The following is a 20,981-nucleotide window of genomic DNA, read 5'->3' as shown; positions in this document are numbered from 1 at the left end:
CGCATGGTCCTGGCTGTCCACGCTCACCACGAATATTTCAGGGTCGCGGTGATGGCGCGGCCAGCGCCGTAGTTGCAGCTTCCACCCGTGCTGTTGAGGCAATGGGAAACATACTCCTTGTCGAAAAGGTTGGTGACATTGACGCGTAGCTTCGTGCCGGCAAAGTCCTTGTTGATCGCGGCAAAATCATATTCCGCGCCGATATCGACAAGCGCCCGTCCCGGAATGCGTAGCTCGTCCTTATAAGTGCTATCGGTCTGGTAGGACGACAACGCGCGCACGCCGGCACTCAGCGTCAGGCCCTTCATCATATCCGGCCGGTAGGCGAGCCACAGACCGCCCTGATGTTCGGGCAGGCGCAACACTTCCCGGCCCAACTCCGCCGGATTGTTGGATTCCAGCACCTTCGAATGCGAATAGGCATAGGAGGCCAGGATATCGAGGTTGTGCGTCAGCTCGTACTTGCCCTCGATCTCGATACCGCGCACGCGCTGGCGGCCGGACTGGACGTTATAGAGCGCATCGGTCGGATCCGGCGTCAGCGCATTTTCCAAAGTCAGGTTGAAGAGCGAGACGGCGACCATGCCGCGCCCTTCCAGCGGCTCGTATTTCACGCCGATCTCGTATTGTTCGGCCGTCTGCGCCTCGAAGGGATTGCCCGCCTTGTTCGTGCCAAGCGTCGGCAGGAAGGCTGTGGAGTAGCTGGCGTAGGGTGCCAGGCCATTGTCGAAGAGATAGGTGAGGCCCGCCCGCCAGGTCAGCTTCTGGTCCTCGGTCGATACGACCGGCGAGGACGTCAGCATGCGGTTCGTGCTGTCGATGTCGGAAAAATCGTAGCGCATGCCGAAGGTGCCGACCCAATTGTCGTACCGGATCTGGTCCTGCATGTAGATGCCAACCTGCTGCTGTTCCTGCAAGCCCGAGCGCTGGATGGCCGGTACGGGAATGTCGACCTCGCCGTAACGAGGATCGAGGAAATCGATCGGCGGCACGCCGGCAATGGCATTGCCGAAATTGGTCGACGAACTCGCCTTCAGATAATCAAGGCCGAGCAGCAGCGTGTGGTCGAACGCGCCGGTATCGAAGCGTGCTTCCACCTGGGTATCGACATTGAAGCTCGATACCCAGTCGTCGGAGATCGCCGAGGCTCGGTTCAGCGTGTGGCCATCCGCGCCGTAGGCAAAGGCCGGATTGACGAGAACGAGGAACATGTTCTGATTGGACCGGCCGTAGCGCAGGTTCTGGCGTACCGTCCAGATCTCGTTGAACTCATGCTCGAACTCATAGCCGAGCATGTAGAAATCACGCTCGAAGACATCGGCATTCGGATCCCCGAAATTTATATCGCGTGGAATCTGGCCGAGCGGATTCTCGAGCAGCGTACCAACGGCGGGATAGAAGCGCGGATTGAAGTCCTCCGGGCGATCCTTCTGGTAGTAACCGTAAAGGGTGAGCGAGGTCTGATCTGTCGGCGCCCAGGTGAGGCTCGGCGCGAGCATCAGCTGGCGCTCACGCTCCTTGTCGACCTGGGTGCCCATGTTCTTGCCAAGTGCGACGACCCGGTAAAGCCAGTCGCCGTCCTCCGTCAGCGGACCCGTCATGTCGAGCGTGCCTAGCAGGCCGCCGTGCGAAGAGGTCTGAAGACCGACCTCGTTATGTGCCGTCGCCTGCGGCCGCTTGCTGACCTGGCTGACGAGGCCGCCGGGGACAGAGCTGCCATAAAGCACCGAGGTCGGCCCTTTGATGACGTCGATGCGCTCCAGCGCGAAGGGATTGACGCTCGGCGTCGCGTAGTTGCTCGGATCCCCCGGCAGGACGAGCCCATCGAGCCACATCGTGCCGTAGTTATTGAAGCCGCGGATATAGAGCCAGTCGTAGCGGATGTCGTAACCGTTCGGGTCAGGAAGCACGCCCGATGTATAGCGCAGTGCCTCGGCGACCGTGTTGACGCCCTGTAAATCCATCTGCTCACGCGTGACGACGCTGACAGCCTGCGGTGTCTCGCGCAGCGGCGTGTTCGTCTTGGCAGCGCTGCGGCCGCGCTTTGCGACGATGCTCCGGTCCGGCCCACGGCCGTTATCCGTGCCGCCATCGACCGTGATGGTTTCCAGCGCCGTGGCGCCGGCATCCTGCGCATGCGCCGGCTCGTAAAGGCCCATTGCCAGAAGCCCGACGGACGAAACGAGCCACAGGCGCCGGCCTGAAATCCCGCCCCTTGTCCTCGCCGCTCCGCCTATGCTCGTCTTTTCAACCAAATTCATCATCACGGCCCCAACAGTCCAATCACTATCCTTAAACTTGACTAGTTAAATCAAGTTAATGTACTCCTTAAGGCAGCATTGGCATGACCGGCAATGTCGGTTCCTTTGCGAAACACGCAGATACCTTTGCGATCCGAGAAATCTCGGCACGCCGCGAAGATTCGATAATATCAGCGGGTCAATGTCGGCGGTTCGAATACGGCAAGCGTGAAGGATTGAGCATGGCGGCCGCATCAGGCAAAGCCGGGCAGGAGGCAAACGAAGGACATGTGCGCGTGCGCGATTTTCTGCGGCACGACGGTATTGCGCTCGACAGCCCCGACGACCGGCTCTCTCCCGATGACACCCTGATGAAAGGCGCCTTCCTGCACCGCGAACTGCGCCGCGGTCTCGTCCTGCATGTCAGCGACGCCATAGAGGAACGTGCCTTCACCGCCACGTCCCTGTTGCCGGAGGAGCTTTCCTGCATCTTCTTCCTCGAGGGCAACGTGGACCTGTCGATCGGCGACCGCCATTTCGCCTTCCAGGCGGATCGAGGCGTTGCACGCGGAGCGGCGATCATGAATGCCTCTCCTGAGCATTTCGCACGCGCTTCGCGCGGGCGCCAGCACTTGCGCCATCTCGTCGTCTCCGCCACGCCGGAATGGCTGCACCGCGACGCGCTGGAAGCCGTCGCCGATAGCAAGGGCGGCGCGCGGCTGCTGCGTGATCACCTTGCCGAGCATCGCTGGACGCTGACCCCGCGCATGGTCGAGCTCGTCCGCCAGATTTTCGCCCCCTCGCCGCTCATTCCGGAACTGCGCGACCTCTATCTGGAAAGTCGTGCCGTGGAGCTTGTGGCCGAGACCATGGCCGCAGTCCTTCAGGCCGATCGCAGCGACACCGGCGGGAGCTTTCTGACAAGGCAGGACGCAGCCTGCCTGCAACGCGCGAAGGATTTCATCGAAGTTCACATTACCGCCCCCCTCAGCGTCGACGCTATCGCACGCGAAGCGGGCATCAGCGCCAGCGGCCTGCAACGCCTATTCCGCGCCTCGGAGAACCGCAGCATTTTCGACTACGTGCGCAACATCAGGCTCGAACGCGCCTTCGCTGTCCTCGCCAAGGGCGACGCCAGTATACAGGACGCAAGCGTCATCGCCGGCTACACCAACCCCGCCAACTTCGCCACGGCCTTCCGTCGCCGGTTCGGCATTGTTCCCATGGCCGTGAAAAACAAGATTTGACAACCACGCCATTGAGCCAAAGGGACGCGATCATCTGGCGTTGAAGAGATTCGGATCGTCGGCAACCAGGGGATTTTTCTTAAACCACTGAAATGTCTTGGGCCCGGACGCGGCGATTGCTGTGCGATCGATTCTTCTGCGCTTCGATCAGCGCCAGCAAACCGGCAGGCGCCGGTCGAGTTCTCCTTGCTTGGCTGCCCACGGGCATTGCGGCCCCAGCGCTCCACGATACACCGATCAGCAGCCGGCAGTCGGACCTGAAGAGTGTTATCTACCTCCGCGACAAAACTGGGTCGCCGAGTAATCAAGCAAACCGCAGCCCGACGAGATCACCTATCATACGCCTGCAAAGCAATCGGCAGGGATTGGATCACGGTATTTCCGACGGCGGGCAGTCCAGCGACCACCGCGCTGATCACCTCATCGCGGGTCGCGCCATGCGCCTTGGCCTCTGCCACGTGGAACGCCAGGCGACTGTCCAGACGCGTGGCGGCAAGTATGCCAATATAGACCAAGGATTCAGTTTTTGCGTCGAGGCGGGAGGCCGCGCCGAGTTGCTGTACAGCACCAAGCCACGCTTTTTGGTGATCGGGCGCCTCCGTCATGAAGGTGTGAAATGCATCGCTGAAACGTGACCGCTGTTTCATTCAAATCCCTCGGATGTTCATTCTAAAACCAGCATAGGCGCTTCATCCTGGATGCGAGTGTCGCAAATCAACTTACTTACGACAACCCACTCTTTCCAGCCTGGTTGCCCCTGATCTCATGGTAGATGTCTGCCCCGTCAACATCAGGTGCTGTCCATATTCGTGACTGAAAGCGTCTATTTCGTTTTTCGGCGAGATCGCCGCCGTTCATTTTGTGCGAGCCGTAGAACATGCTGGGAGCGGCGCTCGTGCCAGTAGAGTACCCAGCTTCAACACGACGCGCAGATGCTGATCACGTCGTCCGGCCATCGGCTTTGATCGTGGCGATATGTTGGTTTCGTTGCTTGGTGGGATCGTCGTGCTGAAGTTCCACCGCATTGGCGCGCGGCGGGACAACATCCGCATCATCGGCGCTGTGCCTGGTGACGCCATCGTAGGTCAACTCACCGTCACAGGCGCCATCGCCCGTGAGCTGCCTGATCGGCATGTTGATCTGGTCGAGTAGCGGTTCCACCTGCGAGGCGTCGCCGGCATCCTGGTCCGTCATAACGTGAGCGATTGTGTCGCCGCAGTCGACATGCAGCGCCAGGTGCAGTTTCCGCCAACTCCTACGGGATTTGACACCATGCTTTTCCTTCAGCCATTGGCCAGCGCCGGTAGACTTGCGGCCCTGTACTATCGATCAGGATCTGGATGGGCCCTTTCTCCGGGATGCGATCATCGTGCCGCTTGTTCGGCGCTCTCGGCTTACTGGCCCGACGGCTCAGGGTCGTGTGATTGGGAACGGCGAAGATCCACGCCGATCAGCCTCAACACGGAGGTCAAGAGGCCTTGCATCTGACGCAGCCGCAGGCCGAACACCAGTCCCAGCGTCGGGTCGGTCTCAATCGCCAGATCGGAATAGCGCGGCCGGCCGCCACGCGTCGTTCGCTTCGGGGCTCGCCAGGACGACAGTACCTCCGGCGTCATCCAAAGCGTCAAGCTTCCCCGGTGGCGAAGACCAGCCTCGTACTCCAGCCAGTTTGTCACCTTGAACTTCATCTTGCCGATACAATGGCGGCGGGCAGCTTTGTGCTTGGAAGCCATCGTTGGAGAAGACCGATTATTGCGATTGCCGAGCACCTACGACAACGCCATTAACGATCCACGGACCAAGGCCCTAGTTCGCAGGTGGTCGCCCATTACGGCTAAAGCTCTTCGCATAGACTAACGGTGTCTTACCAACATAGCCATAGAAGGCGCTTGAGAAGGCGGAGCTGGAGGAAAAACCCACGTCGAAGGCGGTTTGGGTGATCGAGCGGCCTTCCTTGCGCAAAAGCTCCATCGCTCGGTTCATGCGCATCTCGCGGATGAACTCGCGCCAGCTCTGGCCAAGCTCGGCTTGGAGATGCCGGCGGAGCGTGCGCTCTGACATTCCTGCGTGGCTGGCGACTTCGGGCAGGGTAACGCCCGGCCCGCGGCGGCTGGCGAAATCGATGACCTTCTGGATCGAGGAATTTTCCGCATAGGGCGTCCAAAGGATGCGCTCGTGGCGGAACCAGTCCGGCAGCATTTCGCCGAGGGTCACGAAGAAGCAGCGCGCCTTTCGGTCCCGCCCCGCCAACTCCGCGTTCCAGCGCAGGGCATAGTCCGTCATGTTGCCGGCAAAATCGCTGACCGCGCCGACCCAGCAGCCATTGTGCTGCCAGGCGACCTCCCGGCCGCAGAATTTCGCGACGACGCCGGCCGACGGAAGGCGCGCGCGTAGGCGAAACATGCGGGACGGCGGAATATAGACCATGTGGTCCGCCGGGATGACCCATTCGCCGGCATGGCTGAAAAGCTCCAGTTCGCCCGTCGTGCAGCGCACAAGCTGGCCGCCCGCCTCGCCCTCGCTGGCAAAATCGAAACGCCCCGGGCCGAAGGCACACGCATGGCTCGCCATGTCGGCCGAGACATCGAAATACTGTTCTCCGCTGCCCTTGCCCGCCATGCTGAACCTCCTGCATCCGATTGGCCGATTATCGAATGCAGGACAAGTCCGATCTAGCCATTATGCTCGCACAACGTCGAAAAACGGACAGCAGCCGGGGCGACGTTGCATGGGAGGAACATCGTCATGGCACTTACCGAAGTAGGGGCGGCGGACGACGCCGTCTTATCGCTCGACGGGCTGAGCAAGCGTTTCGGCGGCACGCAGGCGGTCAGCAATGTCGGCTTTGCCGTGCGGACCGGCGAAATCCTGGCGCTGCTGGGCGAGAACGGCGCCGGCAAGTCGACGCTGATCAAGATGCTCGCCGGCGTCTACAGCGCGGATAGCGGTGAATTCCGCTTTCGTGGCGCGCGTTTCGATCCCCGGGAGGGCCAATCCGGCATCGCCTTCATCCACCAGGACCTCGGCCTCATCGACTGGATGACGGTGGCGGAAAACATGTGCCTTATGCACGGCCGCTATCCGCGCCGGCTCGGCCTCATCGACTGGCGTGGCGCACGGCGCCGGGCCGCCGCGGCGCTCGCCCTCGTCTCCTACGAGATCGACCCGGATGCCCGCGTGCAGGATCTGACGCGCACCGAAAAATCCCTCGTCGCCATCGCCCGCGCCTTAGCACGCGCCGCCCAGCCTCTGGTGCTCGACGAACCGACCGCGAGCCTTCCCCAGTCGGATGTTGAGATGCTGCATGGCGTGCTGATGCGGCTTCGCGCCCGCGGCGTCGCCATCGTCTATGTCTCGCACTGGCTCGACGAGGTGTTCGCCATCGCTGACCGCGTGGTCGTACTGCGCGACGGCTATGTCGTTGCCGACGAACCGATCGGCCGGCTCGACGGCACCCGCCTGATCGAGCTGATCATCGGCGGCCGGATGAAGGACGTTTTCGTGCGCCCGCCCGTTCCGGCCAATGCGTCGGTGGCCCTCCGCCTGGAAAACCTCGTCGCAGCCGACGTGGGGCCGGTGTCACTGACGCTGCGGCGCGGCGAGGTGCTCGGCTCGTCGGCCTGCGCGGCGCCGGCCAGGATGCCCGTCGGCCAGGCGCTATTCGGCCGTTGCACCATCCATTCCGGCCGCGCCATGCTCGGCAACGGCCGCGTGCTTGCAAGCCGCCACCCGCAGGAAGCCATAGGCGCCGGCATCGCCATGGTGGCGGGCGACCGGAACGCGGAATCGGTGGCGCGCGGCCTATCCGTGCAGGAAAACCTCTTTCTCAATCCGGCGCTCACCGGCTGGCGCCTCGCGCAATTCACCCATCCAAACACGGAAGCAAAGGCGGTCGTCGCGATCGGCCAGACATTCGACATTCGCCCCAACGATCCCGCCGCTGATATCGCAACGCTCTCGGGCGGCAACCAGCAAAAGGTCGTCATGGCCCGCTGGATGCAGATCGGCGCGGACGTGCTGATCCTCGAGGACCCGACCGCCGGAGTAGACGTCGGCTCGAAGGCTGACATCTATGCGCTGCTGGTCGAGGCGCTGGCGAAAGGGCTCGCCGTCCTGCTCATCTCGACGGATTTCGAGGAGGTCGCCGGAATCAGCCACCGCGCCTTGGTCTTCCGCAGTGGGCGCGTCGCCGCCGAGCTCACCGGCCAAGACCTGTCCGTCGAGGGCTTGCTCAACACCGCATCCCTGGAACCGATTTCAAGGCAGGAGGAAACCTGATGGAGTCTCTACGTTCAAACGCGCTCGAGCCAACGCGACCGGAGCTTGCAAGCCTTGCCCGCGGCGCTCGGCTAGTCCGGCTGCTGCCGGTCTACGGCCTTCCCCTGCTCACGGCGGCGCTCATCCTGTTCTTCTCGCTCGCCCTGCCGGACACCTTTCCGACCTTCCTAAATCTCAGGGCCGTCCTTGGCGAAAAGGCGGTAATCGCCCTTCTGTCGCTCGCCGCGATGATCCCGATGATGACGGGCGGCATCGATCTCACCGTCGGCTACGGCATCGTCATCTGGCATGTGCTCGCCATCAGCCTGCAAACCGTCTACGGGCTGCATTGGTCGGTGGCCGTGCTAATCGTGCTTCTCGGCGGCTGTCAGCTCGGGATCATCAACGGGCTGCTCGTCGAGGTGGCGCAGATCGACAGTTTCATCGCGACGCTCGGCACCGGCACGCTGATCTATGCCGCCGCGCTCTGGCATACCGAGGGGCGCCAGGTTATCGGCCTCCTCCCACCCGCCTTTACCGTGCTCTATACGACGCAGCTTTTCGGCCTTCCGATCGCCGCCTTCTATGTGCTCGCTGTCGCGATAGCCCTGCGGCTCGTTTCCGATTACCTGCCGATCGGGCGTTATCTCTATGCCATCGGCGCCAATTCCCGCGCGGCGGAACTGAACGGCATCCGCACCCGCCGCTTCGTCATCGGCGCCTTCGTCGCCTCCGGCCTCATCGGCGCCTTCGCCGGCGTGGTGCTTGCCGCAAAGCTGCGCATCGGTCAGGCGAGCGTCGGCCTCTAATTCCTGCTGTCGGCCCTTGTCGGCGCGTTCCTCGGCTCTACGACCATTAAGCCCGGCCGCGTCAATGTCTGGGGCACGATAATCGGCGTCATCATTCTCGCAGTCGGCATTTCCGGCACTCAGCAGATGGGCGGCGCTTTCTATGTCGAGCCGCTTTTCAACGGCGCGACCCTGCTCGTGGCGATCGGCATCGCCGGCTACGCCCAGCGCCGACGCGGCTCCGTGCGCCACGTCCGCCGCTCCACGCCCAAATCGTAAGACCGTCTTCAAGGAGGAGAGAAGACATGAAGAGACTGCTTCAGACGACCGCGCTTGCGCTTATGGCGGCCGTTGCCGCCACGACAGCCCCGGCCGATGCCGTGGCCGACGCCAAGGCCTATATCGCTGAGATCACCAAGCCCAACCCCGTCTGGACGGAACCGACGACCGGACCGCTCGCCGAAAAGGGCAAGTCGATTGTCTATGTGGCGGCGGACCTGCGCAACGGCGGCGTACTCGGCGTTTCCAAAGGCATCGAGGAAGCGGCCGCAGCCGTCGGCTGGACCGTCAGGGTGATTGACGGGCAAGGCACAGTGTCCGGCCGCTCTGCGGCCCTGCAACAGGCGATCGCGCTTTCGCCCGATGGCATCGTGCTCGGCATCCGTCGATGCCAACGAACAAGCCGAGGCGATCAAGCAGGCTGCAGAGGCCAGCATAAAGATCGTCTGCTGGCATGCCACCGCCACCACCGAGCCTTCCGAAAAACATGCCGTCTTCACCAACATCACCACCGATCCACTCGATATTTCCAAGGCGGCCGCGTCGTTCGTCGTGGCCGATAGCGACGGCAGGGCTAATGTCGTGATCTTCACAGACAGCGTCTACGACATCGCCATCGCCAAGTCCGATGCCATGGCCGAGGTGATTCGCGCCGGCACTACCTGCAAGCTCCTGACGCTCGAAGACACGCCATTTTCCGAAGCCTCCAATCGCATGCCGCCGCTGACCAACGCGCTTCTGCATCGGTTCGGAGAGGAATGGACCTATTCACTGACGATCAACGACCTGCCGATCGATTTCATGGCCTCTGCCCTGCAGTCCGCCGGCAAGCCCGCCGACGGTTTTCCGCGCAACGTCTCGGCCGGCGACGGCTCGGAAGCCGCTTTCCAACGCATCCAGCAGAACTACTACCAGACGGGCACGGTCGCCGAGCCACTGTCGCTGCACGGCTGGCAGGCCGTTGACGAACTGAACCGCGCCTTCGCCGTCAAGGTGACGTCGCACATGGTCGGCTCGGCAGTCGACCGCAGCCCTGCCGTTGCCCGCGAAATCGTCGAGCGCGGCCACGAAGCCGCCGCCCACGGGCGCGACTGGATCCTGCAGGTCGACCTCCAGGAGGCTGAGGAGCGGAAATTTATCCGCGACAACGTCGATTCGATCCGGCGCGCCACCGGCGTCGCACCCGTCGGCTATAACGGCGCAGCGATGCGCGGCACGGTCAACTCGCTGAAAATCCTGCAGGACGAGGGTTTCCGCTATCACATCGACGATGTCAGCCGGGACGAGCCCTTCCTCATTCCCGTTCGCGGCAGGGATTTCGCCGTCGTGCCCTATTCGCTGACACTCAACGACATCGTGCAGTTCGAGGGCACAAGTTCACCAATACGGAATATGAGCGCCAGCTCAAGGGTGAGTTCGACGTGCTCTACGAGGAGGCCGCCACGCGCCGGCGCATTATGTCGATCTCTACGCACGACCGCGTGCAGGGCCGGCCCTTCCGCGTGCGCTCGCTCGACCGGTTCCTCGATTACGCGCTGAAGCACAAGGGCGTTGTGTGCCTGCGCAAGGACGCCATCGCCGATTTCGCCATCGCCGAGCCGACTACCCTGCGCGACCCAAATCCGCATGCCGAATGGGCCGAATGGGAACGCCGCCACGGCGACCAGAAGATCCGGCCGATCGCCTGAAGCATGGAGAGGCGGGCGGCGGCGACGCCGCCCGGCACAGGGAGAGTGTGTTGATCGACATCACCATCATCGGCGGCGGCATCGTCGGCATCGCGACGGCCTATGAACTGCTGCGGCGCTTCCCCGGCATTTCGCTGGAAGTGCTGGAGAAGGAACAAGAGCTTGCCTTGCACCAGACCGGTCGCAACAGCGGCGTGATCCATGCCGGCATCTACTATGCGCCGGGCAGCCTGAAGGCGGAATTCTGCCGCCGCGGCCTCGCCGCCACGCTGCACTTTTCCGCCGAGCACGGCATCGCGCACGAGCAGCCGGGAAAATTGCTGGTCGCCACGTCGCCGGTCGAGATGGAGCGCCTTGCCGCGCTCGAAGCGCGAGCAGCAGCGAACGGCCTCGCCGTCCGGCGCGTCGGCGCCACGGAGCTACGGGATATCGAGCCCAACATCGTCGGGCTCGGCGCGCTGCTGAGCCCCGCGACAGGCATCGCCGACTATGGCGCGGTACGCCGCATGGCCGAGCTCATCGGCGATCTCGGCGCGCAGGTGACCTGCGGGGTGGAGGTGAACCACACAGAGCAGACAACTCGCCCGGACAAAATGGCGCCCGCCAAAAAGGCAGCCTCCGCGATTTCAACCAGAAAGCCTCAACGTGCGACGACCGATGGCATTGTTGCCCCGTCTGAATCGGTGCAATGTGGGCCGACGCCAAAACCGATCAGCCCTAACCAGCAGCATATCGTCGTGGCGCCGCCTGCCTATCTCGGCAATGCGCCGCCCTTCGAGAGCCCGACGCATCTTACTCTGCACCAGTGCATCCAGCTCCGTATGGCGGGCGGGTCGATTTATCGCTGGGAGTTCCAGCGTCGCGGCGAGGATGTCGTGGTAGCGACGATGGGCAACCTAGTCGTCGATCAGTCTCAACTTCTTCTGGCCGCGGCTCTGCACGACTGCGGGCTTTGCTACGTGACGGTGGATGGCGGCTGACGCACTCGCCGACTGGAGACTCTGACATGTGGTGGCGGAGTGGACGCCGCCCTATCCTGGACTCTGCATCTACTATCCGCGACACCGCCATCTGGGCGCCGGAATGCGCGCGTTTTTCGATTTTCTAAAGTCCTTGCCCTCACGTCCAAGCTCTTGAAAGGAACCGAACCGACGATCCGCGATCTGAAGCTTAACTTCAACGCAAACTCCTACTGTTATCGAGACCGTCGCCGCCGAGCGGACGGGATGGCGCAAGTGCGGCCGAGCCTCCCCTTCCTGCCCCGCCCAGCAGGGCTTACAGCGTTGCGCAAGGCGACAGCCGGGAGTATGAAACACGGTTAGGCGCCTGTATCAGCAGTTCGCCCGATCTGCGAGCAGCATTTTCTCCGATTCTTATCTCTTTTGCCCCTCCTCTCTTCATTGAATTCCGCAAATTCTGACGCTATATTGCGTCACAATGATTGGTAGATCAAACGGAGGTTTTCGAGATGGGTCTCGGCCAATACGCCGATGGCGGGCTTTTCTCGCCGCGCAAGATCGCCAGCGCCCTGCGCACCACGAGCGAAGAGATCGCTCGGACCGCAGGGCTCGGGAAGGACGCGATCCAGCGGCAGGATCGCATTCGCTCGGACAAGACGCAGCGGCGTCTTCGGGAAATGACCGAGATCGTCAATAAGGTCGAGCCTCGGTTTGGCTCCGCCCTAATGGCCTATGCCTGGTATCGCTCCGAACCGTTGCCCGGCTTTTCAGGCTTCACGGCGATGCAGCTCGTACGCGACGGCCGTGCCGACGAGGTTCTCGACTATATCGACGCCGTCGATGCAGGCGTTCACGCCTGACCGTGCCGATGGAGTTTCGAGGAACACTCTACCGGGCGCTCAACCCGATCTATGCGCGCGAGCCGATGTCGGGACGCGGCGCCGAACTCTATGGAGGTCGGTTCAACCGAAAGGGGACGCCGGCACTCTATACGTCGCTGTCAATCGTCACGGCTTTGCGTGAAGCCAATCAGGCCGGCTCCCTGCAACCCACGACACTCGTCTCCTATGATGCGGTCTTCGAACGCATATTCGATACGCGGGACGATATCGCCCTGCGCACTGAAGGTATGGACGATGCGGATTTGGCGGATCCCACATGGCGCGATCAGATGAAAACTGCCGGACAGGCGAAGACGCAAGCCTTCGCTGGTCGGCTTGCCGCTGCCGGCTATCATGGATTGATCGTGAGGAGCTTTGCACCCGGCGCGGCCCGAGACGATGCCAATCTAGTTCTTTGGACGTGGAGCGATGCGGCGCCTTGCCGGCTGACGCTAATCGACGACGAAGGTCGCCTGTCGCGATAGGATCGGTGTCGACCGACCACTACACATCGACATGAAACTGGCCAGCTGGAGACCGCCGCCCTTTTGGTTTTTTCACCAATAGCGTCATTCAAGAAATCTTGTTTCTTATGCTCTTGAAAGGATATGAACCAGACTTCGAATCTGATATCGGCTAAATACATGGAATTTAACAGGCTTCAATTTTTCCTTACTTTTTAGAAATCGGTAGTTAGCTTTTCCTAAAAGCGGGGGGCGGGACGCTGGAGCAGACCAATGATCTGACCATTAGACTGAACGTAAGCGTCAGGTCAGGGCATTTCTGACGGAACTTGTAGGTTCCACGGCAGGAGTTCGTCGATCCGGTTGATGTGATGATCGGCGATGCGGGTGAGGACCTCCCGCAGGTAGGCTTCCGGATCGAGGCCGTTGCCGCGCAGCTTTCCACACATCTGGCGGCTCATCACGAATGGCCTTTTCGATGTCGTAGAGTTCGCCGATCCGCCTCAGGGCCTCCTCTGCAATCGGCGCTTTGCCCGACGTTGTCAGATCGAAGAACTTGCGTCTTACATGCGCCCAGCAGACGGCTTCCAGGATGGTCGGTGGGCCGCCTGGCTTGTGTGGTTCGTAGAGGTCACGGAAGCCCGCATAGCCATCGGCATGCAGCACGCCGGAAAAGGTGGCAAGATGCTGCCTGGGATGCAGTCCCCTACGATCCGGACTGAAGAAGTAGTAGACTGCAGGTGGGATCGTGTGACCTCAGGGACGGCCATCGCGAACATAAGTCCACAACCGCCCGGTCCTGGTCTTGCCCTTGCCTGGCTCCAGAACCGGAACGGGCGTGTCGTCACCATGACGTCAATGGCCAGCGAACACATGGTCCCAGCTTCACCAGCACCGGCTCAAGCAATGTGCTGGCCTTGCCGATCCAGTCGGCCATGGTCGAGCGGGAAAGATCGACGCCTTCCCGCGCGTAAATCTCGGATTGGCGATAGAGAGGCAGATGATCTGCAATATTTGGCGATCAGCACGTGGGCAACCAGACCCGGTCCGGTCCCGGCTTGCCTCGTTCGATGGGCAGCCACGGCATCTCGGCCCGGACCTGCCTATCGCAGCCCTTGCAGGTGAAGCGCGGCTGGATATGGCGTACGACACGGAACGAGGCCGGGACATAATCGAGAACCTCGCTGACGCTCTCGCCAGCGCGGATGAAGTCTGAGCCGCCACAGACCGGGCATGCGCAAGTTGCCTGATGTGTCGCGTCATGGCGCGGCAGGTGATCAGGCAGCGGCTGGCGACTGGGCTTGGCCTTTGCCGCACCTGATATCGACGACAGCGCCGGGATCATCGCTTGCGCCTCGGCGGCCTCGATATCTTCCAGCGCCAGTTCGAGCTGCTCGATGGCGCGGTCCATCTTTCGGACGACGAGCCGAACCGTGCCCGTTTGAAAACCGCAAGCTGTGCCTTCAGCTTGTCGATCAGGGTGTCGCGGGATTGAAGCCTTCGAGCCTGTTCAGCCAGTTGATCGGCCTGCGCAGCGATAATGGCTCGCAATGCATCGACGTCATCCGGCAGGTTCGAATGGCCTTCTTCCATGCCAAAATCTATACCTGATTTGGCGTCAGAATGCCACCTATCTGTCTGTAAAGATTGGCCTCTACTCTAAGCTACCCGTGTCGGTGCGGATGTCCAGGCAGGTCGCCGCCAGTCGATACCCTCCCACAGCATCGACAACTGCGCGGCCGTCAGCCGGGCCGTGCCGTCGGTCGCAGACGGCCAGGGAAAGCGACCCTTCTCCAGGACCTTGTAGTAGAGGCAAAATCCCTGGCCATCCCAGAACAGCAGCTTTATGCGATCACCGCGACGGCCTCGAAACACGAACACCGAACCCGACGCGGGCTTCTGGCGAAGTGACGACTGCACCAGCGACATCAGGCCGTCGATCCCCTTGCGCATGTCCGTCACACCGCAGGCGAGATAGACGCGCACATTTGCGCCTGGCGCAATCATGCTTCTTCAACCGAGCGGATCAGTGCCTTCAGGACATCAGGCTCAATGTTGGCTTCCAACTTCAAAACGCGACCGCCCTTGCAGCCGATCTCGATCCGTATGGGCCGTACCGAGCGCTTTGTGGTAGGCTTGTCCACTGGTGCCGGACGCTCAGCCTCGTCGCTCGATGGCGTCGCGATCAATGCGGCCGGCAGGAAAGAAACCACTGGCGCAGCATGCTCCGCTGCAAACTTCCGTCGCCAGGTGTAAATCTGCTGGGGTTTGATATCGTGCCACCGAACGACGTCGGCGATCCTGGCATCCGGGTCCGCCGCCTCTTGTAGTATCTAAAGCTTCTCGTCGTCGGACCAATCACGCCAACGCTCGACGCCTGTCAAAATCTCCATGCGGCCCATAGTTCATCCCCGATGACGTCTCTAATGACGGAATTAGTGACGTAACTTCAGCTGTTCGTGGGAAATCTCAAAGGCAGCTTCACCGGACGCTTACGAAAGAACCGCTAAAAGGTCTACTCCGATTTGGCCTTTCTTCGGATAGAACCTACACATCGCATCGCCTGTGGTGCTGCGGTAATCTATCATGCCGAGCGTAACGCTGTTTTGTTTGGGTGACATCTCGAAGCGTATGTTTACCGAAGTCAAAGAAACCACCGGCAGCATCTAATCTCGCTACTGTAAGCGCGGTTACGGCACAAAAGTCACACTCACTGCTTGGGTCGCTCACGAGAGTTACGGCAGGTTTTAAAAAGGCGGTAATCCGAACAGCATCAACGGGCTTTGAGATAATTTCAAATATCGGCGGCTTCCGCAAGTTAGATTGGTTCAGTGGGGGTTGAAATTATGGTAATTGCTTTCCTGAAGGAATTCTATATCAATATTGCAGTTCTATACATGATATGATCGATTTATTAGATTGCAGTCGTCAATAATTACGAATTTCCGATATTCACAATAAGTGCAGCAAGAGGAGTTTTTTGCATCAATAATTAAATTTTTTAACAAATTTTCGAAAAAAACTGCGAGCCGAATAAATTTCAACCGCACAGCAGAAGAGCACGGAACTAATTCTCCCAAGGGAGAGGCACGCGATCTTACACCGCTGCCGATGGTACATTCTTTGTTAAATGACACCCCGTATCCCCGCGCGCCCTCGGCATGGGCGCCGAGCGAACGGGAATGCAAACATGTCAAAACCGGACCTTTCATCACGTCATTTTCAGAGCAAGATCTCGAAATTCTGCGAGCGCATTTCGCCAGTTGCATCGAAACGCTCGTTGAGCAACATGCGAGGCGTATCTCGTCACAATCATCGCTCATCGTAGGGTACCACCTCTCCTGAACGGTCGCATCGACTGGGCAGAAATCGCTCAAGCTTGCCGGCTAGTCGGAGATTTGAAGGGAGATCTTGGACAACAGATCCGCATTGCCCTGGATGCAATCTTCCGATGGTTGGGTGCACCACCCGTGGCAGAGGAGGCCGCCCGACGAAACGCGTGTCCCGATCCCAGGACCCACACCAACTAAATGAGTTTACGACTGGCAAGATTTCGCATCAGATGAGAGGCTCCAAAGGTCCAAGGTAAGCATTCGGTGGAGAGCCTCACGGTGTTGACGAGCGCGCCGAGCTTGTCGTTCGCAATCGTAACGACATCACCGATCTTATGCGTGAAACCCTCGCCGGGTGCATCGCGATCTTCGACGGGCGCGAAAAGCGTGCCCAGAAACAGAACGAAACCATCGGGATATTGATGATGAGCGCCGCGCGTCTGGGCAACGAGATCGAGCGGATCGCGGCTGATCTCCTTCATCGAGCTTTTGCCATGCAGAACGAAGCCATCCTTGCCTTCTACACGTAGATCGAGTTCCGCATTGCGCACGTCGTCGATCGTGTAGGTTTCGTCGAACAGACGGATGAACGGGCCGATGGCGCAGGACGCGTTGTTGTCCTTGGCCTTGCCAAGGAGCAGGGCAGAGCGCCCTTCCACGTCGCGCAGGTTCACATCGTTGCCGAGCGTCGCGCCCTTGACGCGGCCTTCGCTGTCGACCGCAAGCACGATCTCCGGTTCAGGATTGTTCCACCTCGATATCGGATGCAGGCCGACGGTTGCCCCCGTGCCGACAGATGCCATGATCTGAGCCTTCGTGAAGACCTCGGCATCCGGGCCGATGCCCACTTCGAGATACTGCGACCACAAGCCTTCCTCGATGAGCGCTGACTTCACCCTCTGGGCATCCTCCGACCCGGCCTTAAGGTCTCGCAGACTGGCCCCTATAATCTGCGAGACCTTTTCGCGGATGCTTGCAGCGCGTGCGGGATTTCCCGCCGCGCGCTCCTCGATCACCCGCTCGATCATCGAACGGGCGAAGGTGACGCCGCACGCCTTGACGGCTTGAAGATCGATGGGCGCCAGCAGGTGAAGCCGGGAGCGATGCGGCTCGTTAAGCGAGAGCAGGCTTTCGAGCGGGCCCAGGTCGCGACCTTGAGCGTTGCGAACGAAATCCGCAGGCGCTTCGAACTCCAGCAGATCGCGCACGGTGGCGCAGGCCTTTGCGGTGATATCGTAGAGACGCCCGCCGCGGATCGTCACTATGATCGGCCCTTCGACCTCAGGCGACCAGGCCCGGCCGACGAAACATCCCGTTGCAAAGCTTGAAGTAATATAGGTCACCATGATCAGTGCTCCCTGAAAGCCAATGTCAAAATTCTGTCCTCGCTCATCTCCACGCGTTCAAGGATGCCGGCGAGCCGGCCCTTCGACAGGACCGCGACGCGGTCGCAAAGCGCGAGAATTTCCGGCACCTCGGACGAGGCCATGATGACCGTCAGCCCCTGCTCGGCCGCTTGAGCGATGATGGTGTAAAGATCAGCCTTCGCACCCACGTCCACGCCATGTGTTGGCTCATCGAGAAGCAAAAGCTGCGGCTCGGCCATGAGTGCCCTGGCAAAAATGACCTTCTGTTGATTGCCTCCCGAGAGCGTCGAGATCGGTTGCATGTCGTTGGCCATGCGTATCCCGAGGCTCCTGGCGAAGGCCCCCATGCGACCCGCCTCTCCGCTGCGATCTGAAAAGACGCGGCCGGCGAAGCGCCGCAAGCTCGAAATCGCGCCGTTGTCACGCACGGAATGCTGCGGGAGAATGCCCGCCGTCTTGCGCCCCTCCGGCACCAGGACCACACCGCTCTTCACCGCATCACTCGGGTCTCGCGGCGCGAAGCGCTGCTGATTGAGCGTGAGCTGTCCCGATTTTACGGGGCGAACGCCATGGATCACGTCGAGCAGTTCGGTACGCCCTGCCCCGACAAGGCCGAACAAGCCAAGGACCTCGCCTCGCCGCACGTCCAGGCTGATATCCTTAAGGTGCGCACCATCAGAGACGTTCTTGAGCGACAGCGCGACGGCGCTCTCATCGATGGCGCGCGGTTTGTAATCGTAGATTGCCGGCTTGCCGGTCATGTCTGCGATCAACTGCTCCCGGCTCGTTTGCGTCGGTCTGCGCTCACTGACGATGGCGCCGTTGCGCAGAACCACCAGCCGGTCGCAGAGGCCGAGTGCTTCTTCCAGACGATGCGTGATGAAGATGATCGCCGTACCGGCTTCCCGCGCATTGCGGACATAGGAGAAGAAGCTTTCCACCTCATGTGGGGTCAGAGAGGAGGTCGGTTCGTCGAGGATCAGCAGGCGCGGCTGCCGTCCCGCCGCCTTGGCGATCTCGATCAACTGCTGCTCGCCTGCGCGAAGCCCGCTCGCTTCCTGCGCCGGATCAAGGCCGCCCGCCCCTACCCTTTCCAGCAAGGCCTTTGAGGAGGCACGCATCAATGCCTTATCGATAAAGCCGAACGGCGTGCGTGGAAAGCGCCCGAGATAGAGATTTTCTGCCACGGACAATGCGCCGACAACCGAAAGCTCCTGGTGGACGAAGCTGATGCCCGCCGAAATGCCATCACCGACATTGCTGAAACGAACGGTCTCGCCGGCAAGGTCGATCGTGCCGGAATCGGCAGTGAGTCCGCCGGACAGGATGTGCATGAGCGTCGATTTGCCTGCACCGTTTTCACCAAGCAATCCGATAACCTCGCCCGGATAGAGATCGAGGTCGACGGAATGCAGCACCGCATTGCCGGAAAAGTCCTTCGCAACCGCACGGGCGCGAACGAGCGGCTCGCGGCCATCGTGACCGGCGCGAGGCGCGCCGGTCGTGGTTTCGGCAATCTTACTTGGCATCGGCGGGGGTCAGCAGGTTACCAACAACCGGGATGACCTTGGCCGGCGGCTCCTTGCCGGCAACGAGATAGTTGTAGAGCATGACGCTGGCATCGAGCGCCTGCTGGTAGGGCGCCTGGTCGAGAAGGCCTACCATCTCACCGGTCTTCAGATACTGCATGTTGTCAGGCGTATGGTCGAAACCGATGACGCCGACCTTGCCGGTGAGGCCGAGATCCTTGACGGCCTTTGCCGCGCCGAACGGGCCACCTGCCGTGACATAGACCATCGACAGATCCGGATTGGACGTCATCATGTCCTGAACAAGCGAATAGGCCTCTTCCGCCTTGTCCTTGTTCTCGAACGGGCCGACGATCTGGATGTCGGGCGCATTGGCCTTGAGATAATCGACCGCACCGTTCATGCGCTGGGTGTGCTGCGTGGCGCCGAAGTAGCCGGTGATCACGCCGAGCTTGCCCTTGCCGTTCATCTTTTCCTGAATGAACCTACCGATCTGCTCGCCGGCCGATGTCGCGTCCTGGCCGATGAAGGCGAGGCGTTCGGAGGGGGCGGCCCCTTCCGCGACGATGTTGAAGACCGGCACACCGGCTTCCGTCGCCTCGTTGATGATGCGGGCCGTGCCGTCGAAGATCGGAACGACGACGATGCCGTTATACTGCTTGGCCAGCGCGCCTTCGATGCCGGCGACAACCGCTTCGGCCGAAAGCTCGTTGCCGAGATCAACGAAATCGACGGTGGCATTGAAGCCCTTGAGATAGTCGTTGGCGGCCTTGGCGCCATCCGTCACCGGCGTCCAGAACGGATTATTCTGGAACGACAGGAAGGCGATCTTCACCGGCCCCTTCGTGTTTTCCACGGCGGCGACCGTGCCGCCCTTGGGTGGCTCCGCCGCATTCGCCACGGAAAAAATCGATGCGAGACCGAGCGCGGCCGCAGCCGTCAGTTTCGTGATTTTTCTGGTCATGTTCATCTCCTCCACTGGATTGATCAATCGTCTTCACTGCCGCGTTGCAGGCCGTCCAACGCCACGGCGAAGATGATCACCAGTCCCTTGGTGACGACCTGCCAGTAGGCGGAGATGCCGAGCAGCACGAAAGCATTGTTAAGCAGCGCCATCAGCAGCGCGCCGATGACGACACCGGCAATCGAGCCTCGGCCGCCGCTGAGCGCCGTGCCGCCAAGAATGACGGCGGCGATGACGTCGAGTTCGTAGCCAACGCCGAGATTGGGATCGGCGCTTGCCAGGTTTCCGGACAGGATGAGCCCGCCGAGACCGGCAAGCAGCCCGCAGAACGCAAAGATGAAGAGCCGCGTTGCCTTGAGATCGACACCCGCCAGACGCGACGCCTTCGGATTGTCGCCGATCGCGTAGATCTCGCGGCCCCTTACGGTGCGAACGGAAAAGACATGAACGGCAACGGCCAGCACGATCATCAACAGGAAGGAGACCGGAATGCCTGCGATGCGGCCTGCGCCGACAAATTCCGCAAAGCCACCCATCGGCACGGGAATGCCCCCCGTCATCAGGAGTGCGATGCCGCGCGCGACCGACAACGTGCCCAGGGTCGCGATGAACGGATTGATCTTTAGCCGCGTATAGAGCAGGCCGTTGATGATGCCGCAGCCGAGGCCCGTGAGCAGGCCCGCAATGAGACCGACGCTTTCAAACCCGGTATCCCTGATGACGACGGCGGCCACGACGGCGGACAGCCCAATGACCGAACCGACCGAAAGGTCTATGCCGCGGCCGATGATGACCAGCGCCTGACCGAGTGCGACGATGGCCACGACCGAGGCCTGCCGGCCGACGTTCAGGAGGTTGCGCGGCGCCAAAAAATACTCGCTGGCAAAGGAAAGGTAGGCGGCAACCACCAAAAGCATCAGCAGAACCGATGCTTCGCGGTGGCGTCCGAGACGCTTCAGCGCGACAAGACCCGTGTTCATGCGCCT

At 61.2% G+C, this 20,981-nt stretch carries 16 protein-coding genes and 4 pseudogenes; 8 read left to right on the top strand and 12 right to left on the bottom strand.

Annotated features, from left to right (window positions below; genetic code table 11):
- Positions 1 to 23 precede the first annotated feature (23 nt).
- Positions 24 to 2,159 (bottom strand): TonB-dependent siderophore receptor, encoded by a 2,136-nt coding sequence (locus AC27VQ_RS22420; RefSeq protein ID WP_488718047.1) that lies wholly within the window; start codon positions 2,157 to 2,159, stop codon positions 24 to 26.
- Between the two features lie 323 nt (positions 2,160 to 2,482).
- Between AC27VQ_RS22420 and AC27VQ_RS22415 the strand changes: the two genes are divergently transcribed.
- On the top strand, positions 2,483 to 3,487 hold the full coding sequence (locus tag AC27VQ_RS22415; protein WP_488718046.1) for a helix-turn-helix transcriptional regulator: 1,005 nt from the start codon (positions 2,483 to 2,485) through the stop codon (positions 3,485 to 3,487).
- Between the two features lie 329 nt (positions 3,488 to 3,816).
- On the opposite strand, the gene AC27VQ_RS22410 is transcribed toward AC27VQ_RS22415, so the two are convergent.
- From AC27VQ_RS22410 to AC27VQ_RS22400, 3 genes and pseudogenes are all read right to left on the bottom strand, one after another.
- Positions 3,817 to 4,134 (bottom strand): carboxymuconolactone decarboxylase family protein, encoded by a 318-nt coding sequence (locus tag AC27VQ_RS22410; protein ID WP_488718045.1) that lies wholly within the window; start codon positions 4,132 to 4,134, stop codon positions 3,817 to 3,819.
- Positions 4,135 to 4,435: 301 nt separating this feature from the next.
- Positions 4,436 to 5,220 (bottom strand): annotated as a pseudogene (locus AC27VQ_RS22405) (IS5 family transposase); the annotation flags it as partial.
- Positions 5,221 to 5,293: 73 nt separating this feature from the next.
- Positions 5,294 to 6,106 (bottom strand): helix-turn-helix transcriptional regulator, encoded by an 813-nt coding sequence (locus tag AC27VQ_RS22400; RefSeq protein ID WP_488718044.1) that lies wholly within the window; start codon positions 6,104 to 6,106, stop codon positions 5,294 to 5,296.
- Positions 6,107 to 6,232: 126 nt separating this feature from the next.
- Here AC27VQ_RS22400 and AC27VQ_RS22395 point away from each other — a divergent pair, with 126 nt between their 5' ends.
- The 7 genes and pseudogenes from AC27VQ_RS22395 (at position 6,233) to AC27VQ_RS22365 (ending at position 12,824) form a co-directional block, all read left to right on the top strand.
- Positions 6,233 to 7,765, top strand: a complete 1,533-nt coding sequence (locus AC27VQ_RS22395; protein ID WP_488718043.1) for a sugar ABC transporter ATP-binding protein — start codon at positions 6,233 to 6,235, stop codon at positions 7,763 to 7,765.
- Positions 7,765 to 8,811, top strand: a pseudogene (locus tag AC27VQ_RS22390) (ABC transporter permease). Before AC27VQ_RS22395 ends, AC27VQ_RS22390 begins: the two are co-directional and overlap by 1 nt.
- A gap of 363 nt (positions 8,812 to 9,174) precedes the next feature.
- Complete coding sequence (locus AC27VQ_RS22385) at positions 9,175 to 10,350, top strand: substrate-binding domain-containing protein (protein ID WP_488718042.1); 1,176 nt, start codon at positions 9,175 to 9,177, stop codon at positions 10,348 to 10,350.
- Positions 10,314 to 10,499 (top strand): hypothetical protein, encoded by a 186-nt coding sequence (locus tag AC27VQ_RS22380; protein WP_488718041.1) that lies wholly within the window; start codon positions 10,314 to 10,316, stop codon positions 10,497 to 10,499. Before AC27VQ_RS22385 ends, AC27VQ_RS22380 begins: the two co-directional genes overlap by 37 nt.
- Positions 10,500 to 10,546: 47 nt before the next feature.
- A complete protein-coding gene (locus AC27VQ_RS22375) occupies positions 10,547 to 11,479 on the top strand; it encodes an FAD-dependent oxidoreductase (RefSeq protein WP_488718040.1) in 933 nt (310 codons plus the stop codon).
- A gap of 488 nt (positions 11,480 to 11,967) precedes the next feature.
- A complete protein-coding gene (locus AC27VQ_RS22370; RefSeq protein ID WP_488718039.1) occupies positions 11,968 to 12,318 on the top strand; it encodes an antitoxin Xre/MbcA/ParS toxin-binding domain-containing protein in 351 nt (116 codons plus the stop codon).
- Positions 12,319 to 12,326: 8 nt separating this feature from the next.
- Entirely contained in the window at positions 12,327 to 12,824 is a 498-nt protein-coding gene (locus AC27VQ_RS22365; RefSeq protein WP_488718057.1) for an RES family NAD+ phosphorylase, read from the top strand.
- Between the two features lie 287 nt (positions 12,825 to 13,111).
- Here the strand turns inward: AC27VQ_RS22365 and tnpC are convergent.
- The 8 genes and pseudogenes from tnpC to AC27VQ_RS22325 form a co-directional block, all read right to left on the bottom strand.
- Positions 13,112 to 14,342: pseudogene (tnpC, locus tag AC27VQ_RS22360) on the bottom strand (IS66 family transposase).
- A gap of 120 nt (positions 14,343 to 14,462) precedes the next feature.
- Complete coding sequence (tnpB, locus tag AC27VQ_RS22355) at positions 14,463 to 14,789, bottom strand: IS66 family insertion sequence element accessory protein TnpB (protein ID WP_488718038.1); 327 nt, start codon at positions 14,787 to 14,789, stop codon at positions 14,463 to 14,465.
- A gap of 17 nt (positions 14,790 to 14,806) precedes the next feature.
- Positions 14,807 to 15,016, bottom strand: a complete 210-nt coding sequence (locus tag AC27VQ_RS22350) for a hypothetical protein (protein WP_488718037.1) — start codon at positions 15,014 to 15,016, stop codon at positions 14,807 to 14,809.
- Positions 15,017 to 15,028: 12 nt separating this feature from the next.
- Positions 15,029 to 15,136: pseudogene (locus tag AC27VQ_RS22345) on the bottom strand (transposase); the annotation flags it as partial.
- A gap of 1,193 nt (positions 15,137 to 16,329) precedes the next feature.
- On the bottom strand, positions 16,330 to 17,481 hold the full coding sequence (locus AC27VQ_RS22340) for a fumarylacetoacetate hydrolase family protein (protein ID WP_488718036.1): 1,152 nt from the start codon (positions 17,479 to 17,481) through the stop codon (positions 16,330 to 16,332).
- A 2-nt stretch (positions 17,482 to 17,483) separates the two neighbouring features.
- Complete coding sequence (locus AC27VQ_RS22335; RefSeq protein ID WP_488718035.1) at positions 17,484 to 18,920, bottom strand: sugar ABC transporter ATP-binding protein; 1,437 nt, start codon at positions 18,918 to 18,920, stop codon at positions 17,484 to 17,486.
- A 100-nt stretch (positions 18,921 to 19,020) separates the two neighbouring features.
- Positions 19,021 to 19,995 (bottom strand): sugar ABC transporter substrate-binding protein, encoded by a 975-nt coding sequence (locus tag AC27VQ_RS22330; protein WP_313525482.1) that lies wholly within the window; start codon positions 19,993 to 19,995, stop codon positions 19,021 to 19,023.
- A gap of 23 nt (positions 19,996 to 20,018) precedes the next feature.
- Entirely contained in the window at positions 20,019 to 20,975 is a 957-nt protein-coding gene (locus tag AC27VQ_RS22325) for an ABC transporter permease (RefSeq protein ID WP_313525484.1), read from the bottom strand.
- Positions 20,976 to 20,981: the final 6 nt, after the last annotated feature.

The organism is Shinella sp. 20P9.1.1 (assembly GCF_057798995.1).
This window is presented reverse-complemented; position numbering and strand designations above follow the sequence as displayed.

Coding starts and splice junctions, on each gene's coding strand:
- AC27VQ_RS22420 (WP_488718047.1), bottom strand. CDS start 2,159: ATGGGCCTTTACGAGCCGGCGCATGCGCAGGATGCCGGCGCCACGGCG.
- AC27VQ_RS22415 (WP_488718046.1), top strand. CDS start 2,483: ATGGCGGCCGCATCAGGCAAAGCCGGGCAGGAGGCAAACGAAGGACAT.
- AC27VQ_RS22410 (WP_488718045.1), bottom strand. CDS start 4,134: ATGAAACAGCGGTCACGTTTCAGCGATGCATTTCACACCTTCATGACG.
- AC27VQ_RS22400 (WP_488718044.1), bottom strand. CDS start 6,106: ATGGCGGGCAAGGGCAGCGGAGAACAGTATTTCGATGTCTCGGCCGAC.
- AC27VQ_RS22395 (WP_488718043.1), top strand. CDS start 6,233: ATGGCACTTACCGAAGTAGGGGCGGCGGACGACGCCGTCTTATCGCTC.
- AC27VQ_RS22385 (WP_488718042.1), top strand. CDS start 9,175: ATGGCATCGTGCTCGGCATCCGTCGATGCCAACGAACAAGCCGAGGCG.
- AC27VQ_RS22370 (WP_488718039.1), top strand. CDS start 11,968: ATGGGTCTCGGCCAATACGCCGATGGCGGGCTTTTCTCGCCGCGCAAG.
- AC27VQ_RS22365 (WP_488718057.1), top strand. CDS start 12,327: ATGGAGTTTCGAGGAACACTCTACCGGGCGCTCAACCCGATCTATGCG.
- AC27VQ_RS22340 (WP_488718036.1), bottom strand. CDS start 17,481: ATGGTGACCTATATTACTTCAAGCTTTGCAACGGGATGTTTCGTCGGC.
- AC27VQ_RS22330 (WP_313525482.1), bottom strand. CDS start 19,995: ATGACCAGAAAAATCACGAAACTGACGGCTGCGGCCGCGCTCGGTCTC.
- AC27VQ_RS22325 (WP_313525484.1), bottom strand. CDS start 20,975: ATGAACACGGGTCTTGTCGCGCTGAAGCGTCTCGGACGCCACCGCGAA.